Raw genomic sequence first — 16,450 nt, 5'->3', positions numbered from 1 at the left:
ACGGCTCCGCGGCCGGCCCGCACTCGTGTCGTACGGCTCCCCGGTCGGCCCGCGCCCGTGTCGTACGGCTCAGGCCTCGGACGGCCTCCGCCGGATGGCCTCGGCCTGGGCGAAGAGCTGGACGCGGGCGGGGAGGTGCTCGGTCCCCGCCAGGGAGCCGTCGCTGGAGAGCCAGCTCAGCCGCTCCAGGCCGGCCAGCACCGAGACGTCCACGGCCTCCTCCGTGTGGCAGTCCAGGTCCAGCTCCTCCAGGGAGGGGAAGGCGCCCACGAGGAGGGCCAGCGGCGGCCGGTCGCCGTGGGTGAACCGCAGCCCGGTGATCCCCGGCATGACGAGGTCCTCCGGCCATCCGTAGAGCAGGTCCTCCTGGTCGATCGCGAGGGTGTTGAGCAGGGGAAGGCCGGCGAGGTCACGCCACTGCTCGGGCCCGAGGACGGGCGCGTCCCACAGGCTCAGCGCGGTGAGCCGGCCGAGGTGGCTGAGGGTGCCAAGACCGTCCTGCGGCCACGAGGAGAGCGCGAGGGAGGTCAGCGGCGCGGACGCCGGGAGCTGCTCCGACGTCCAGGTCGTGTGCTCGGGCAGGTCGAGCTCAAGGCTTTCGAGCCGGCTCAGCGTGCTGAGCACGCTCAGGTCGAGCGAGGGCTCGGCCCTGCGCAGCACCAGAAGGGTGGGGTCGCACCGGGCGATGAGCGAGGCGGCCACGTCGGGCGAGACCCCCGCGCCGATGTCCAGCCGGGCGGGCCGCAGCCCGAGCCGCTCCAGCTCGGCCGCGTGGTGGTCCTCCCGCACCGTGTAGTTCAGTTCGGTGGGGTCGAGCCGGGCGACGACCTGCTCGGCGTACGCCCGGGTGTCGAAGCGGGGCCAGGCCCAGATGAGCTGGGAGCGGACGTTCAGCAGGGGGTGTTCGGCGAAGCGGACCAGGTAGGGGATCGACGCGTCGTGGGTGACCGCGGTGGCCGTGATCACGGACATGAGGGCCTGCTCGTCGGAGAGCGCCTCGGGCGGGGCGAGGAGCCCGAGCACCGTGGGGCCGACGAGGGCCAGTTCCCGGGCCTCCTCCGGGGTGCGGGGCGGGATCACCTCGGCGGTACGGGCGAGGATCTCCTCCCGCACCTCCGGTGCCACCTCCGTCGCGTGGTCGAGGGCCGTCGCCGCCACCACGAGCAGCCGGAGGCGGGTGCGGGGTTCCGCCGCGGCGTCGGCGGCGGACAGCAGTTCGCGGAAGATCTCCGCGCACTCGCGGGGCCGGGAGTGGGCCACCGCCATCCGGACGACGTCCTCCCACTGGTCGTCCGCCGCGTGGTCGATCAGGACGCCGATGTCCCAGCGGTCCACCAGGTGCTTGGCCGCGAGGTAGTCCTGGAAGGTGCGGTGGACGAAGTCGACGGTGTCGGGCGTCGGCTCGCGGAGCAGTCCGCTGCGGTGCAGGAGGTGGGTGAACACGCTGTCCGGGTCGCCGTGGGCGGCGGCCTCGGGGACGGCGGGGACGGCCTCCGTGACGATGGACCGCGCGTGCTCGCGGTCCATCTGGGTGCGCCCGTTGAGGGTGAGCCAGTAGGCGAGGCGCTGGATGAGCTGGATCTGGGGCGCCTCGCCGAGTGCCACCCCGTAGGGGGCCGCCATGTCCCGCTCGCGGTCGCGGCGGGTGAGGAGCATGGCCAGGGCGGCGTCGTACAGGGCCTTGCGTCCGCGGGGCAGGAAGCCGCGCCGGTCGTGGTGGAGGGCGCAGATGAGGCCGCACATGAGGGGGTTGGTGGCGAGCCGGGCGAGTTCGGGGGTGGTCCGGAGGGCGTCGACGAGCTGCTGCTCGTACGGCGCGGCGGCCGGTCCTCCGGCGGCGTGCCAGCGGCGGACGAAGGTGGTGACCTCGGAGCGGGACATCGCGGAGAGGGTGAGTTCGGTGAAGCGGTCGGTCGCCAGCCAGTCGTCGCCGACCGCCGAGGGGCGGGAGGTGACGAGCCAGCGGTTGCCGCCGTCGTAGGCGCTGATCAGGTCGCGCAGCCAGCGGCGGGTCCGTTCGCGCTCCCGTTCGGGGACCTCGTCGATGCCGTCGATGAGGACGATGCCCCGGCCGGCGGTGAGGACGCGGTCGGCCCAGCCCTCGGGCGGGGTGAGGGGGCAGCCGACGGCGGAGAGGAGGCGGTCGACGGGGGGCAGCCGTTCGCCGTGGCGGGTCAGGGTGCGCAGGGGCAGGACGAAGGGGACCGTTCCGTCGGACGCCTCGGCCGCGGTGACCGCAAGCCACTGGACCAGGGTCGTCTTGCCGGAGCCGGCGACCCCGCGCAGCAGGATGCGGGGGTGCCGGGCGAGCGCCCGGTCGGCGGGGACGCTGTGGAGCTGCCCGTGACCGGCGGCGGGCTCGCCGTCCCGGGTCCGGGGGCGGGCGCCGGAGGCCCCGGTGGTCTCCTTGCCCGTCGCTTCGAGCGACAGGTAGGCCAGGTCCAGCGGCCAGTCCTCCGGTGAGTGGTGCAGGTCGATGCCGTAGATCGTGAGGCGGCCGTGCTTCCTCGCCAGGTGGGCGAGGTAGCGGTCCTCGAACTCCGCGTCGCGGGTGTCCTGCCGTGGTGTGCGGCGGATCAGCTCGTCCGTCTTCGCGATGAGCTCGTTCTGGCCGCGGGTCTGCTCGACGAGGCTGCGGGCGACGAACGTGGAGCGCCCGGTGAAGAACTCCAGGATGTGGAGGCAGGCCCACTCGGTCATCGACTCCAGGTAGCGGACGGAGTCGGTGGAGAGGCCGTCCGGGGCCGGGGCGGCCGCGCGGAGGCGGCGGGCGAGGGCGGTGTGGCCGAGGCGGACGGCCTGGACGTCGTCCATGTCGAGGTCGCCGAGGGAGAGGAGGGTCTTCGCGAGGGTCTCGGTGACGGCCTCGGTCTCGTCGGCGGGGAACGGCCGCCCGCCGGCGCCGGCCAGGGAGCGTTCGACCAGCGTCGCCGCGAGCTTGCGGACGTCCTTCTCGGTGAGGGTGCGCTTCTCGCCGCGGAAGGAGACGAGGGAGGACAGCCGGATCTTTCCCTCGCCGCCCGTGAGACCCGCCCCCGGACCCTCGCTGACCAGCAGTTTCTTCAGGAGTGGCCCGATCGCCGCCGAGGTCAGGCGCGCGCCGATGAGTGCCGGTTCCATGTGTGTCCCCCCGTGGTTCCGCGTAGCGGTCAGCGTAGTGCGGGACGGCCTTCAAGGCGGTTCGGTTGCGTGACCCAGGTCCCATTGGCGGGCGGGGCCTGGTGACAAGGCGCACAGGGGTTTCGAGGGGTACTAACCGGAATAGTGGCGCCCTTTGGTGTCGATTCGGGACGTTCAGGAGTGAACCTCCGGGACTTTGGTCCCGACGGGTCCCGAACCGGACGCCAGATGGTGTTTTACGCGGTTCCGGCACTCCCGGACATGCGGATAAACCGGTTCTCTTGTGTCGGTATGTCCGATTTCGAAGGAGCGGGCCGAGGTCGTCAAGGGCTGAACTTCCCCAGAGATCGCTACGACGCGATGTCGTAGATGGGGTGTTTTGGCCCGAGTGGGGGTCCGGGTTACCAAGGATGAGCAAGCCCGACGCAGAGCACCGTTCGCGTCGGGTCCCGTACTTCCCGGAGGTTTCCCCCGTATGTCGAAGCGCATGAACCCCGCCGCCCGTGTCACCGTCGTCGCTCTCGCCGCCGCCGGCCTGGGGGCGACGATGGTGACCGGAGCTGGGTCCGCCTTCGCCGCCGAGGGCAAGGCCGCCACCGCGCCGGTCGCGCTCACCGCCGCCGCCGTCTCCGCCCAGGCCGACGCCCAGGCTCACGTCGCCGCCCAGGTGAAGGCCGCCGCCGCCAAGGCCACGGCCGCCAAGAAGGCCGCGGTCAAGAAGGCCGTCGCGGTGAAGCCCGTCGCCGCCAAGAAGGCCGCGTCCTGGGTCAAGCCGGTCAGCGCGTACACGCTGAGCGCCAGCTACAACCAGGGCGGCGCCATGTGGGCCCACAAGCACTCCGGCCAGGACTTCGCCGTCCCGACCGGCACCTCGGTCAAGGCCGCGGGCGCGGGCACCGTCGTGAAGGCCGGCCCGAACGGCGGCGGCGACGGCCCCGCGTACGGCAACGCGATCGTCGTCAAGCACGCCAACGGCACGTACTCGCAGTACGCCCACCTGTCGAAGATCAAGGTGCACATCGGCCAGAAGGTCATGGCCGGCCAGCAGATCGCCCTCTCGGGCAACACCGGCAACTCCTCCGGCCCGCACCTGCACTTCGAGATCCGTACGACCCCGAACTACGGCTCCGCCGTGAACCCGGCCGCCTTCCTGCGGTCCCACGGCGTCTCCATCTGAGCCGGCGAGACGAACCTCAAGCGGCCCCGTGGGCCTGATTGAGCAGATCGAGGGCGACCTCGAGGGTGGCCCTGTGCTTCTCCTCGGAGTCGCCCTCGATGTTCTGCATGAAGAACGCGCCCGCGTGCAGGGTGAAGATCGCGCTGACGCAGCGCACCTGGTCCACCATCGCGAAGTCCGGCTCCCGGATCAGCCCGGTGAGGGCGAGCATCCGCTCCTTGAAGGTGAGGCCCACGCTGAGCTCGCGGACCGTCGCCTGGTTCTCCTGCATGAAGCGGAAGAGCGGGGCCGCCGCGCGCAGCGCCTCCTGGTAGCGGCGCAGCACCTCCTGCCGGGTCTCCAGGGTGCGGGGCTGTTCCTCGGCCCAGGCGATCAGCTCGTCCATGGGCCGGGTCAGGTCCTCGAAGATCCCGATGAGGATGTCTTCCTTGGTCTTGAAGTGGTAGTAGAGGGCCGCTTTGGTGACGTCGAGGCGTTCCGCGATCTCGCGCAGGGAGGTCTTCTCGTAGCCCTGCTCGGCGAAGAGGTCGAGGGCCACGTCCTGGATGCGCTGGCGGGTGTTGCCTCGGGCCATGACTGCCCTCCACTTTCCACAGAACTTACTTGACGACCGGCAAGTTACAGGTCTACCGTCCCCAGTGTAGTAGTAGCTAGCCGGGCGGCAAGTAAGGGACGACGACATGACCACGCAAGCGACAGCGAACCCGGTGCAGGGGGAGACGGAACCGCAGCCACGCAGCGTCCGTGTGGTCCTCCTCGCCCTGATGATCGCGATGCTCCTCGCGATGCTCGACAACATGATCATCGGCACCGCGATGCCGACGATCGTCGGCGAACTCGGCGGCCTCGAACACCTCTCCTGGGTGGTCACCGCCTACACCCTGGCCACCGCCGCCTCCACCCCCCTCTGGGGCAAGGTCGGCGACATGTTCGGCCGCAAGGGCGTCTTCCTCACCTCGATCGTGATCTTCCTGATCGGCTCGGCGCTCAGCGGCATGGCCCAGGACATGGGCCAGCTCATCGGCTTCCGCACGATCCAGGGCCTCGGCGCCGGCGGCCTCATGGTCGGCGTGATGGCGATCATCGGCGACCTCATCCCGCCCCGCGAGCGCGGCAAGTACCAGGGCATGATGGCCGGCGTGATGGCCCTCGCCATGATCGGCGGCCCCCTCGTCGGCGGCACCATCACCGACCACTGGGGCTGGCGCTGGTCCTTCTACATCAACCTGCCGCTCGGTGCCGTGGCTCTCGCCATGATCACGACCGTGCTGCACCTGCCGAAGAAGCAGCGTGACAAGGGCACCCGCATCGACTTCCTCGGCGCGGCGCTGCTGACGGTCGGCATCACCGCGATCGTCCTCGTCACCACCTGGGGCGGTACGGAGTACGCCTGGGGCTCGGCCACCATCGTCGGCCTCGCGGTCGGCGGAGCGCTCGCCCTCGCCGCCTTCCTGTGGGCGGAGACCCGGGCCGCCGACCCGATCATGCCGCTGCACATCTTCCGCAGCCGCAACTTCACCCTGATGTCCCTGATCGGCTTCATCACCGGCTTCGTGATGTTCGGCGCGGTGCTCTACCTGCCGATCTTCCAGCAGTCCGTCCAGGGCGCCTCGGCGACCAACTCCGGTCTGCTGCTCCTGCCGATGCTGCTCGCCATGATGGTCGTCTCGCTGGTCGTCGGCCGCTTCACCACCAGCACCGGCAAGTACAAGATCTTCCCGATCATCGGCGGCGCGCTGATGATGACCGGCCTCTTCCTGCTCTCCACGATGGACACCGGCACCTCGCGACTGGTCTCCGGCATCTGGATGGCGGTCCTCGGCGCCGGCATGGGCTTCCTGATGCAGATCACGATGCTCGTCGCGCAGAACAGCGTCGAGATGAAGGACATGGGCGTCGCCTCGTCCTCCACCACCCTGTTCCGCACGCTGGGCTCCTCCTTCGGCGTCGCGATCATGGGCGCGCTCTTCACGAGCCGCGTCCAGGACGAGATGGCCTCGCGCGGCGGCGGCGGGCTCACCGAGCGGACGGCGCAGCTCGACGCGGCCAGCCTCGCCAAGCTGCCGGAGGCGCTCCGCGAGGCCTACCAGCACGCGGTCGCCACGGGCACGCACGGCGCCTTCCTGGTCGCCTCCGCGGTCTCGGTGCTCGGCCTGGTCCTCGCCTTCTTCGTCAAGGAGGTGGCGCTGCGCGGCGCCGGTCCCGCGCCGGCCCCGACGACGGAGTCCGGCGAGTCGGCCAAGGTCGCCGAGACCGTCTGAGGTCAGCTGTTCGTACGGCGGTGGGGCCGGGTCCTGGACAAGGACCCGGCCCCACCGCCGTACCGCCACCGGTCACCGCACACCACCGGCCACCGCACGCGCCCGGCCGTGCCCCGGCTCAGTCGGCCGGGCGCAGGATCGGGAAGCTGCCCGTGTTCGTCGGCGCGTGGTCCGGCAGCCACAGCACCGCGATGGCGCCGCCCACCCCGTTCGGCGCGGCCTCCGAGGCCACGTTCCGGAAGGTCAGCCGGGCGCCGAGGACCCGCGCCTGGCCCGCCGCGATCGTCAGGCCCAGGCCGTGGCCCTGGCCCGCGCGGTCGCTCGTGCCCGTACGGAACCGGCTCGGGCCCTCCTTGAGCAGCGCCTCGGGGAAGCCGGGGCCGTGGTCGCGCACGCGGACCACCCGGCCCTCCACCGTGACCTCCACCGGCGGCCTGCCGTGCTTGGCGGCGTTGGCCAGGAGGTTGCCGAGGACGCGCTCCAGGCGCCGGGGGTCGGTGTTCACCCAGGAGTCGTGGACGACCCGGACGACCACCTCGGGGTCGAGCGCCCGCACCCGCCGCTCCACGAACTCGCCGAGCGCGATCTCCTGGAGCTCCGCCCGCTCGGACGCGCTGTCGAGACGCGCCACCTCCAGGACGTCCTCGACCAGCGTCCGCATCGCCTGCGCCCGGTCCCGTACCAGCTCGGTGGGACGGCCCGGCGGCAGCAGTTCGGCCGCCGTGAGCAGTCCGGTCACCGGGGTGCGCAGTTCGTGCGCGATGTCGGCGGTGACCCGGCGCTCCGCCTCGATCCGCTCGTTGAGCGCGTCGGTCAGCGCGTCGACCGCCCACGCCAGGTCGTCGGTCTCGTCCCGCACGACCCCGCCGACGGCCTCCCTGACCCGGACGTCGGTGTTCCCCTGGGCGACCCGGCCGGCCGCCACGGCGGCCTTGCGCAGCCGCCGGGAGAGCTGGCCGCCGATGAGCACGCCGAGCGCGCAGCCGCCGAAGACCACCGAGACCGAGCCGATGACGAGGGCCCGGTCGAGATCGTTCATGATCGTCGCGCTGCGGTCGGCGAACGGGATGTGCAGCGAGAGCACGTCGCCGTTGGCGAGCGGCACCGCCGCCCACACGTCCGGCGGCCCGCCGTGCCGGTGCTCCTGCACGTACGTGCCGCGCCGCTTGTCCCGCATCAGCTGGTCGAGCTGAGGGGGCAGCGACGGGTCGTTGATCTTCGTGCCGAAGCGCGGCTCCTTCGGCTTCGACGTCTCGTACATCCGCTGCGCGAAGAGCAGCCGCTCCATCTGCACCTCGCGCGCGTTGTCGAGCATCGAGATGCGGGCGGCGTTGTGCACGACCACGCTCAGGGTGACCGCGATCAGCGCGCCGACCGCCGCGATGGCGACGGCGATCTTCCAGCGGACCCCGGTCCGCAGCGGGAGCAGCTTCACCGGTTCCTGTCCGTCTCGGGGGATGTCGTGTGAACCATGCCGGTTCAGCTCTTGAGCTTGTAGCCGAAGCCGCGGACCGTCTCGATCCTGTCCTGGCCGATCTTGGCGCGCAGCCGCTGGACGTGGACGTCCACGACCCGGGTGTCGCCGCCCCAGCCGTAGTCCCAGACCCGCTCGAGGAGCTTGTCACGGGACAGCACGGTGCCCGGCGCGGACGAGAACTCCAGGAGCAGCCGCATCTCGGTCGGGGTCAGCGCGACGGGGGCGCCGGCCTTGCGGACCTCCATGCCCTCGGTGTCGACCTCCAGGTCGCCGAAGGCGAGGAGCCCGCCGTCCGGCGTCTCCTCCCCGTGCTCCCCGGCGCCGGGCCCGCCCGCGTGCCCGAAACGGCGCAGCACGGCGCGGATCCGGGCCATCAGGACGGAGCCGTCGAAGGGCTTGGTGACGTAGTCGTCGGCGCCGGCCTCCAGGCCGAGGACGACGTCGATCGAGTCGGCGCGCGCCGACAGCATGATCACCGGCACGGTCGACTCGTCGCGGATGCGGCGGCAGAGGCTGACCCCGTCCATGCCCGGCAGCATCACGTCGAGCAGGGCGATGTCGGGCCGCTGCGCGCGGAAGGCGTCCAGGCCGGACAGCCCGTCGGGCATGGCCGTGACGCGGAAGCCGTCCCGCTCCAGGGCGAGCTGGGTGGCCTCACGGATGACGTCGTCGTCCTCGACGAACAGGACATGGGTTTCGGCCATCGTGCGTGCCCTTCGGATCTCTGCGCGTGCTGCGGTGCTGGTGGGAGGTGTGGGGTGGCGGAGGTGTACGGGCGGGGCCGGCCGGATGGCGGGTGGCCGGCTCCCACGGCTCAGCGGACGGGCGGCTCGCTCGGGGCGGGCTCCGTGACCGCGGAGCCCCCGTCCACGGCACGGCTGTAGTCGTTGTGGACCCAGTCGTGCTGGGTGAAGCCGTTCCCCGACCAGCGGTAGGTGATCACGTCCTCGCCCGAGGGGTACGCGACCGGGTCACCCTTCGCGTACACCTGCTTGGTCACGACGAGCTCGCCCCGGTCGATCGTGCCGTACACCGCCGCGTCCTCGGCCATGAACACGTTCTCGTACCGGTCGCTCTGCTTCCGGTAGACGTACGTGCCGATGCCCACGGCGTCACCGCAGGTCATCACGTTGACGACGACGTCGGGCGCGGCCGCGTTGGTGAGATTGCCGTAGGAGGTGTCCACCGGATAGGCGTCCGCGACACAGGGCTTCAGATCCGTCTTCAGCCGTTCACCGATCTTCGGGTCGCCCTTGAGCAGCGCGATCGGATCCACCCGCTCGGCCGACCGCTGCCCCCCGCCGGGCGAGGCCGAGGGGGTGGGGGCCGCCGCGGCGACCTCCTTCGTGGCGGCCGCTCCCTCGTCGCGGGAGCCGGTGCCGCCGGTGGAGCAGGCGGCCATGGACAGCCCGACGGCGACGAGCCCGGCCGCCGCCGTGATGCTCGCCGCCTTGGCGGTACCGCGCCGGCGGCGACGCCCGGTCCCGTACCGGTCGCCGCCGCCCGCACCGTCACCGCTGTCGATGCCGCTGTCGCGGTCGTGTCTGCTGCCGTCGGCTTCGCCGTCTAGGCCGCGCACCGCTCCCGCCCCCGTTCGTCGCCTCGTACGGTCGTCCGCTCTCCGGTCCGCCCCAGGGCGCGGGCATCGAGGTCACGGCTCTCCAGCTCCTGACGGAGCCGGGCGAGCGCGCGGTGGAGCGTCGACTTCACCGTACCGGTCGACATGCCGAGCGCGGCCGCGGTCTCCTCGGTGCTCATCTGTTCCCAGTGCCGCAGGACGACGACGCTGCGCTGCTTCGGCGCGAGCACCTTCAGGACGTCCATGAGGAGCGCCCGGTCGGCGTGCTGCTCGGTCGGGTCGTCGACGGAGGCGTCGGGGAGCTGCTCGGTGGGCACCTCGTCGAGCTTGCGCGAGCGCCACCACTCGGTCCGGGTGTTGATCATGACCCGGCGGAGGTAGGCGTCGGCCAGGGACTTGTCGGCGATGCCGTCCCAGCGGCCGAACGTGCGGGCCAGGGCCGTCTGGAGCAGGTCCTGGGCGTCGACGGGGTCCGCGACGAGACGACGCGCACTGCGCAGCAGCGCCTCCTGCCGCGTGCGGACGTACTCCTCGAAGTCGAGCACCTCGCCATGCCTCATCCGAACCGCCTCCGAACCCCGTGACCTGCTTCGTTCCTCGTGTCGTCGATGACGCTACGGAGCGGTTGTCACGGGGCTGTGCGGGGCAGCCGTCGGTGGACGCACGGCTACCCATCGGTTGTGTAACAGCGGGGCGGAGGAGGTTTCGGGGGACGGGAAGGGTCTGGGGGGCGAGGGGGACCAGGCGGCGGGTCGGCCGGCCATGGGCATTCGGACCGTCCGCCAGGGCCAGGCGGCGGATCAGGCCGCGAGCGGCCGCAGCGTCCGCCAGTGCCCCGGCGGGGGGTCAGGCCATGGGCAGTCGGAAGTATCCGCCGTCCAGCGGTTCGACCAGACCGTCGGCGACCAGGCCGTCCAGCGCCCTGGCCCGCTGCACCGGCTCGTCCCAGACCGTGTCGAGGACCGCCTGCGCCACCGGGTCCGTCGACTCACGCAGCACCGCCAGGAGCCTGCCCCGGACCTGGCGGTCGGTCCCGGCGTACGTCTGACCGCGCCGCGGCGGCCCGTCGTGCGCCGGCTTCCCCGCGAGGCGCCAGGCGCAGTGCCCGGCGATCGGACAGCGCGAGCAGTCCTCGTTCTTCGCCGTGCAGACGAGCGCGCCCAGCTCCATCGAGGCGGCGGCCCAGCGGGAGGCCGTCGACTCGTCCTGCGGAAGCAGCGCGCGGGCCAGCCGCCGCTCGGCGGCGGTGGTCGCGTTCGGCGGGTACTGCACGCCCGTCGCCGCCCGCGCGAAGACCCGGCGCACGTTGGTGTCCAGGACCGCGTGCCGCTGCCCGTACGCGAAGGAGGCCACCGCCGCCGCCGTGTACTCGCCGATCCCGGGCAGCGCGAGCAGCTGCCCGTGGTCGCTCGGCACGTCGCCGCCGTGCCGTTCCGTTATGGCCACGGCCGCCGCGTGCAGCCGCAGCGCCCGGCGCGGATAGCCGAGCCGGCCCCACGCGCGGACCGCCTCGCCGGAGGCCTCGGCGGCCAGGTCGGCCGGGCGCGGCCAGCGCGCGAGCCACTGCTCGTACACCGGGAGCACCCGGACGACGGGCGTCTGCTGGAGCATGAACTCGCTGACCATGACGCCCCAGGCGCCCGCCTCGGGGCGGCGCCAGGGCAGGTCGCGGGCGTGCCGGTCGAACCAGGCGAGGACGGGCCCGTGCAGCTCGGCGGGCGGCGTCGGGAGCGCGGGAGCCGAGGGGGCTTCAGGCATGGGGGAGGCGTCGATGGAAGTCATGGCACCTCCGATCCTGGCACGTCCCAGGAGCGATCAGTACGCGCCGTGGCGTGCGCGCTGGGGTTCCTGGGCGTACGCGGGGGCGTGCGCGCGCGGCCCGCGCCCCGCGCACCACACCACCGCGGCGCTCCGGCTCGACCGGGCCGTCTCCACCAGAGCGCCCACCGGCCGCACCGCCGCCTTCATCACGAGGAAGGCGACCAGACCGCCGAGGAGCAGGCCGACGGTCACGTCGTGCGGGTAGTGCACGCCGACGAAGACCCGGGAGAAGGCCATGAGGATCGCCATCGGCACGGTCAGCCGGCCGATCCCGCGCCAGGACAGCGCGAGGGCGATCGCCGCGGCGCCCGCGATGGCCGAGTGGTTGCTGGGGAAGGACCAGTCGCCGTGCGGCGGGCAGGCGACGAGCGAGGCGGGTGCCCCGATGACCGCACGGCACGGGCGTTCCTCGTCGACCAGCGACTTCAGCGACTCGCTCACCACGTATCCGAAGGCGGTGGCGAGCGGGGCGAGCAGCGCGAGCGCCATCATCCGGCTCGCCCCCTCGCGGGCCCGCCACCAGCCCGCCAGGAACAGCACGCCGAACAGCAGGAGTCCGGCCTCGGTCCAGACCTCGGCGAGCCACTGGAACCAGTGGGGGGTGGAGTGCGCGAAGTCGGCGACGTCGAGATACAGCCGGTCGGAGAGGTCGAGAAGGGTGTTCATGGTGGACGACGCTAACCGGAATCCGCACGCCGTCGCCCCGGGCCAACGGCCAGAACGACCCCCGACGAAAGTGGGGGGTCCGGCGGTGGACCGGGCGGGACAACCGTCGGGACGGGCGGCGGTCCCGGGAAGTTCCCGGAACACGAGGATGTGATCATCGGCAAAACTTGTTGCCCCGGGCGGCGGTTGGGGCGGGAGTTGGGCCGGATCTCTCGTAAGGTTCGGGTCGTGGGATCTTTGCGCAATCCGGTCGGGCCGCTTCCCTCCACCATCTACTGGCGACGGAGGGCGGTGGCGGCGTGCCTGGTGGCACTTCTCGCACTCCTCACCGTATGGGCCGTCACCTCCGGCGGCGGGGGCGGGAAGAAGACGAACGACGGGGCCAACGGCTCGTCCCCCACGCCTCCCTCGATCACCCCGGGGCCCTCCGGCACCGGCCCGGCGATCAGCCAACAGCCGGGCGGACGCGACGAGTCGGACGACTCGGGTGACACCACGGGCGGCGACGCCGGCTCGGGCGGCCCGGGTACGGACCCGGGCACCGGCACCGGCACGGACGCGGGTACGGCCGCCGGGACCGACGGCGGCAAGAACGGCGACACCGACGGCGCGGGCGGCGACGGCGGCGCAGGCACGGGCGCCGGGCAGCGCGTCCCGGCGAACTCCCCGCTGCCGAACTGCCCCGCCGGATCACTGCAGTTGACGCTCCGCAGCGCCAAGGTCAGTTACGAGCCCGGGGAGAAGCCGCGCTTCCACCTCGTCGCCAAGAACCCCTCGACCACCGACTGCAAGGCCGACTTCGGGCCGCGCACCGCCATTCTGACGATCAGCGACGGCAAGAACGGCGAGTTCTGGTCTTCGGCGGACTGCCCGCGCCCCGGCGACCCGATCCTGCTCAAGGTCCCCGCGGGAGCCACCGTCACCCACACCGTGGAGTGGGACCGCGGACGCAGCGCCCCGCAGTGCGCCACCACCCCGGCCGGCCAGGCGGGCCCCGGCACGTACCTGGTGGAGGCGAAGGTGCCGGGCGCCAAGGTGCTCCCGGCGTCGTTCACCCTCGCCAAGGACTGACGCAGAGCCCGCGCCGGCGGCGGCGCGGGCGCCGGCGGCGCGGGCGACGGGGGCGCGGGCTACGGGCGTCCGGTACGTCGAGTGCGCCTAGACGTACCGCTCAAGGATCGAGGACTCCGCCAGCCGGGACAGACCCTCGCGCACGCTGCGGGCGCGGGCCTCGCCGACGCCGTCCACCGTCTGCAGGTCGTCCACGCTGGCCGCGAGCAGCTTCTGCAGCCCGCCGAAGTGCTCCACGAGCCGCTCGATGATCGCGCCCGGCAGCCTCGGCACCTTGGCCAGGAGCCGGTAGCCGCGCGGCGAGACCGCGGAGTCCAGGGTCTCGGGCGAACCGCTGTAGCCCAGTGCCCGCGCCACGACCGGGAGTTCGAGCAGCTCGGTGTGGGTCAGCGCGTCCAGCTCGGTGAGCGCCTCCGCGACCGTACGCGAGCGCTTGGCCGTCGGCTCCGGCACGTAGTCCCGGATCACCAGCTCGCGCTCCGGCTCCACGCCCGCGATCAGCTCGTCGAGCTGGAGCGAGAGCAGCCGGCCGTCCGTACCGAGCTCGACCACGTACTCGGCGATCTCGGTGGCGATCCGGCGGACCATCTCAAGGCGCTGGGCGACGGCGGTGACGTCCCTGACCGTGACCAGGTCCTCGATCTCCAGGGCGGAGAGCGTGCCCGCCACCTCGTCGAGCCGGAGCTTGTACCGCTCCAGCGTCGCGAGGGCCTGGTTGGCACGGGACAGGATCGCGGCCGACTCCTCCAGGACCCGCCGCTCCCCGTCCACGTACAGCGCGATCAGGCGCATGGACTGGGAGACGGAGACGACCGGGAAGTTGCACTGCTTGGAGACCCGGTCCGCCGTACGGTGCCGGGTGCCGGTCTCCTCGGTGGGGATGGAGGCGTCCGGGACCAGCTGCACGCCCGCGCGGTGGATCTTGGTGATGTCCTTGTCGAGGACGAGCGCGCCGTCGAGCTTGCACAGCTCCCGCAGCCGCGTGGCGGCGAACTCGACGTCCAGCACGAAACCGCCGGTGCACATCGAGTCGACCGTCTTGTCCAGGCCCAGCACGATGAGACCGCCGGTGTTGCCGCGGAGGATCCGCTCCAGGCCGTCACGCAGCGCGGTGCCCGGCGCGACGGCGCTCAGGGCGGCGCGCATCAGCGCTTCGTTGCCGGAGCCCGCGCCGGACTTTCCAGGAGCTGCTGCCCCGTCCTTGGCTGCCACTGCACTCCTCCGGCTCGTACGGATGGGCGAGACCAGGGCAAAGTCTAGCGACACCACCCCGCCGCCCTCCGCCCCCGACCGATCCCGGGTGGTCCGAAAGGGGTCCCCACCCCGACACGGCCCTAACCCTCCGCGTCTCCGCGAAGCGTACGAAGCGAACCGTTCATGCGGCGTGAGTGAACCACGCGCGTGCCGCGAACGGACCGCCCGTCGGGCGCGCGGACCGCCCGTCCGGCGTGGGCGAGTGGCCCGTCCGTCGGGCGCGCACGTGCCGCCCGTCCGGCGTGCGCGGACCGCTTCGGCGTCAGCCGACCGCCCGTCGGGCGCGAGCGTGCCGCCCGTCCGCGTGGGCGGACCCGCCCGTCCGGCGTGGACGGACCGGCCGTCGGGCGCGCGAGCCGCCCCTCCGGCGTTCGCGGCCCGCTTCGCGCCAGCGGACCGCTCGTCGGGCGCAAGCCGCCCACCCGTCCAGCCCGAGCGGCCCGGCGCGGCAGCCCTACCCGGGACCGACCCGCCGGCCCCGCCCCCTACGCCTCCGCCGTCTTCGCCCGTCGCCCGCGGGGCAGGACCCGCAGGGCGTCGCCCATGTCGGCGACCTCCGTCACCTTCATGCCGGCCGGCACCTTGCCCGGGTCCGAGGGGACCAGCGCGTGGGTGAAGCCGAGGCGGTGTGCCTCGGCCAGGCGGCGCTGGACGCCCGTCACCCGCCGGACCTCGCCCGCGAGGCCGACCTCGCCGATCGCCACCAGGTTCTTCGGCAGCGGGGTGTCGCTCGCCGCCGAGGCGAGGGCGAGCGCGATCGCCAGGTCGGCGGCGGGCTCGGTCAGCTTCACCCCGCCCACGGTCGCGCTGTAGATGTCCCGCTTGCCCAGCGCGCTGATCCGCCCGCGCTGCTCCAGGACGGCCAGCATCATCGAGACCCGGGAGGTCTCAAGACCGGAGACGGTCCGGCGCGGGGACGGGATCTGGGAGTCCACCGTCAGCGACTGCACCTCGGCGACGAGCGGCCGGCGGCCCTCCAGGGTGACCGTCAGGCAGGTGCCCGGCACGGCCACGTCGCGCCGGGTCAGGAAGAGCCCCGACGGGTCGGCGAGACCCGTGATCCCCTCGTCGTGCAGTTCGAAGCAGCCGACCTCGTCCGTCGCCCCGTACCGGTTCTTGACGCCGCGGACCAGCCGCAGGCGCGCGTGCCGGTCGCCCTCGAAGCTGAGGACGACGTCGACCAGGTGCTCAAGGAGCCGGGGCCCGGCGATCGCCCCGTCCTTGGTGACGTGGCCCACGAGCAGCGTGGACATGCCGCGCTCCTTGGAGGCCCGGATGAGCGCTCCGGCGACCTCGCGGACCTGCGCCATGCCGCCGGGCGCGCCGTCGATCTCGGGGGAGGCGACGGTCTGCACCGAGTCCATGATCAGCAGCGAGGGCTTCACGGCGTCCAGGTGCCCGAGGACGGCCGACAGATCGGTCTCGGCCGCCAGGTACAGATGGTCGCTGAGGGCGTTGATCCGGTCGGCGCGCAGCCGGACCTGGCTCGCGGACTCCTCGCCCGTGACGTACAGCGTGCGGTGCTCGTCGCTGGCGGCCTTGGCCGCGACGTCCAGCAGCAGCGTGGACTTGCCGACGCCGGGTTCGCCCGCGAGCAGCACGACGGCGCCGGGCACCAGACCGCCGCCGAGGACCCGGTCGAGCTCGTCGACGCCGGTGGAGCGGGCGGTCGCCTGCCGGCCGTCGACCTGCCCGATGGGGAGGGCGGCGGTGGAGACCCGGCCCGCGGCGGTCGTGCGGACGGCGGGCGCGCCGTACTCCTCGACCGTCCCCCAGGCCTGGCACTCGGGGCAGCGGCCGAGCCACTTGGCCGTCTGCCAGCCGCACTCGGTGCAGCGGTAGGACGGCCGGTCCTTGGTCGATTTCGTACGGGCAGCCATGTCGCCCACCGTAGCGGCCGCCACCGACAGCGGACCCCGAGCCGCCCCAGGAGCCCCACCCGTCCCCGGAACGCCCGGTTCCTGTCCTCTTTCGAGCGATACCTTCACCCGTAAGAATGAGAAGAACGCGACCGGTACGAAAAG

General features: G+C 72.7%; 13 protein-coding genes. 3 read left to right on the top strand and 10 right to left on the bottom strand.

Annotation, left to right across the window (positions count from 1 at the left end; genetic code table 11):
* Positions 1–69: 69 nt before the first annotated feature.
* Positions 70–3,120: an NACHT domain-containing protein gene (locus DEJ43_RS16065; RefSeq protein WP_015034423.1), complete on the bottom strand. Its 3,051-nt coding sequence runs from the start codon at positions 3,118–3,120 to the stop codon at positions 70–72.
* 475 nt (positions 3,121–3,595) lie between these two features.
* Here DEJ43_RS16065 and DEJ43_RS16060 point away from each other — a divergent pair, with 475 nt between their 5' ends.
* Entirely contained in the window at positions 3,596–4,297 is a 702-nt protein-coding gene (locus tag DEJ43_RS16060; RefSeq protein WP_015034422.1) for a M23 family metallopeptidase, read from the top strand.
* A gap of 16 nt (positions 4,298–4,313) precedes the next feature.
* Here the strand turns inward: DEJ43_RS16060 and DEJ43_RS16055 are convergent, their stop codons facing one another.
* Positions 4,314–4,871 (bottom strand): TetR/AcrR family transcriptional regulator, encoded by a 558-nt coding sequence (locus tag DEJ43_RS16055; protein ID WP_015034421.1) that lies wholly within the window; start codon positions 4,869–4,871, stop codon positions 4,314–4,316.
* Between the two features lie 106 nt (positions 4,872–4,977).
* Between DEJ43_RS16055 and DEJ43_RS16050 the strand changes: the two genes are divergently transcribed.
* Positions 4,978–6,558, top strand: a complete 1,581-nt coding sequence (locus tag DEJ43_RS16050; protein ID WP_015034420.1) for an MDR family MFS transporter — start codon at positions 4,978–4,980, stop codon at positions 6,556–6,558.
* Positions 6,559–6,676: 118 nt separating this feature from the next.
* Here the strand turns inward: DEJ43_RS16050 and cseC are convergent, their stop codons facing one another.
* The 6 genes from cseC to DEJ43_RS16020 form a co-directional block, all read right to left on the bottom strand.
* Complete coding sequence (gene cseC / locus DEJ43_RS16045; protein WP_015034419.1) at positions 6,677–7,993, bottom strand: two-component system sensor histidine kinase CseC; 1,317 nt, start codon at positions 7,991–7,993, stop codon at positions 6,677–6,679.
* Between the two features lie 44 nt (positions 7,994–8,037).
* Positions 8,038–8,739 (bottom strand): two-component system response regulator CseB, encoded by a 702-nt coding sequence (gene cseB / locus DEJ43_RS16040; RefSeq protein ID WP_015034418.1) that lies wholly within the window; start codon positions 8,737–8,739, stop codon positions 8,038–8,040.
* Between the two features lie 110 nt (positions 8,740–8,849).
* Positions 8,850–9,614, bottom strand: coding sequence for a hypothetical protein (locus tag DEJ43_RS16035; protein ID WP_015034417.1), 765 nt, complete (start codon positions 9,612–9,614; stop codon positions 8,850–8,852).
* Positions 9,602–10,174, bottom strand: coding sequence for a SigE family RNA polymerase sigma factor (locus tag DEJ43_RS16030; protein ID WP_015034416.1), 573 nt, complete (start codon positions 10,172–10,174; stop codon positions 9,602–9,604). Before DEJ43_RS16030 ends, DEJ43_RS16035 begins: the two co-directional genes overlap by 13 nt.
* A gap of 286 nt (positions 10,175–10,460) precedes the next feature.
* Positions 10,461–11,396, bottom strand: coding sequence for an HhH-GPD family protein (locus tag DEJ43_RS16025; protein WP_015034415.1), 936 nt, complete (start codon positions 11,394–11,396; stop codon positions 10,461–10,463).
* A 33-nt stretch (positions 11,397–11,429) separates the two neighbouring features.
* Positions 11,430–12,101, bottom strand: coding sequence for a phosphatase PAP2 family protein (locus DEJ43_RS16020; protein WP_015034414.1), 672 nt, complete (start codon positions 12,099–12,101; stop codon positions 11,430–11,432).
* Positions 12,102–12,329: 228 nt separating this feature from the next.
* On the opposite strand from DEJ43_RS16020, the gene DEJ43_RS16015 reads away from it, so the two are divergent.
* Entirely contained in the window at positions 12,330–13,172 is an 843-nt protein-coding gene (locus tag DEJ43_RS16015) for a hypothetical protein (protein WP_041662535.1), read from the top strand.
* 87 nt (positions 13,173–13,259) lie between these two features.
* Here the strand turns inward: DEJ43_RS16015 and disA are convergent, their stop codons facing one another.
* Complete coding sequence (disA, locus tag DEJ43_RS16010) at positions 13,260–14,384, bottom strand: DNA integrity scanning diadenylate cyclase DisA (RefSeq protein WP_030324225.1); 1,125 nt, start codon at positions 14,382–14,384, stop codon at positions 13,260–13,262.
* A 527-nt stretch (positions 14,385–14,911) separates the two neighbouring features.
* Positions 14,912–16,306 carry a DNA repair protein RadA gene (gene radA, locus DEJ43_RS16005; protein ID WP_015034411.1) on the bottom strand — a complete coding sequence of 465 codons (1,395 nt, stop codon included), beginning with the start codon at positions 16,304–16,306 and terminating at the stop codon, positions 14,912–14,914.
* Positions 16,307–16,450 lie beyond the last annotated feature (144 nt).

The organism is Streptomyces venezuelae ATCC 10712 (assembly GCF_008639165.1).
GTDB lineage: Bacteria > Actinomycetota > Actinomycetes > Streptomycetales > Streptomycetaceae > Streptomyces > Streptomyces venezuelae.
The sequence above is the reverse complement of the archived record's forward strand: the minus strand, read 5'-3'. Positions and strand labels throughout refer to the sequence as shown.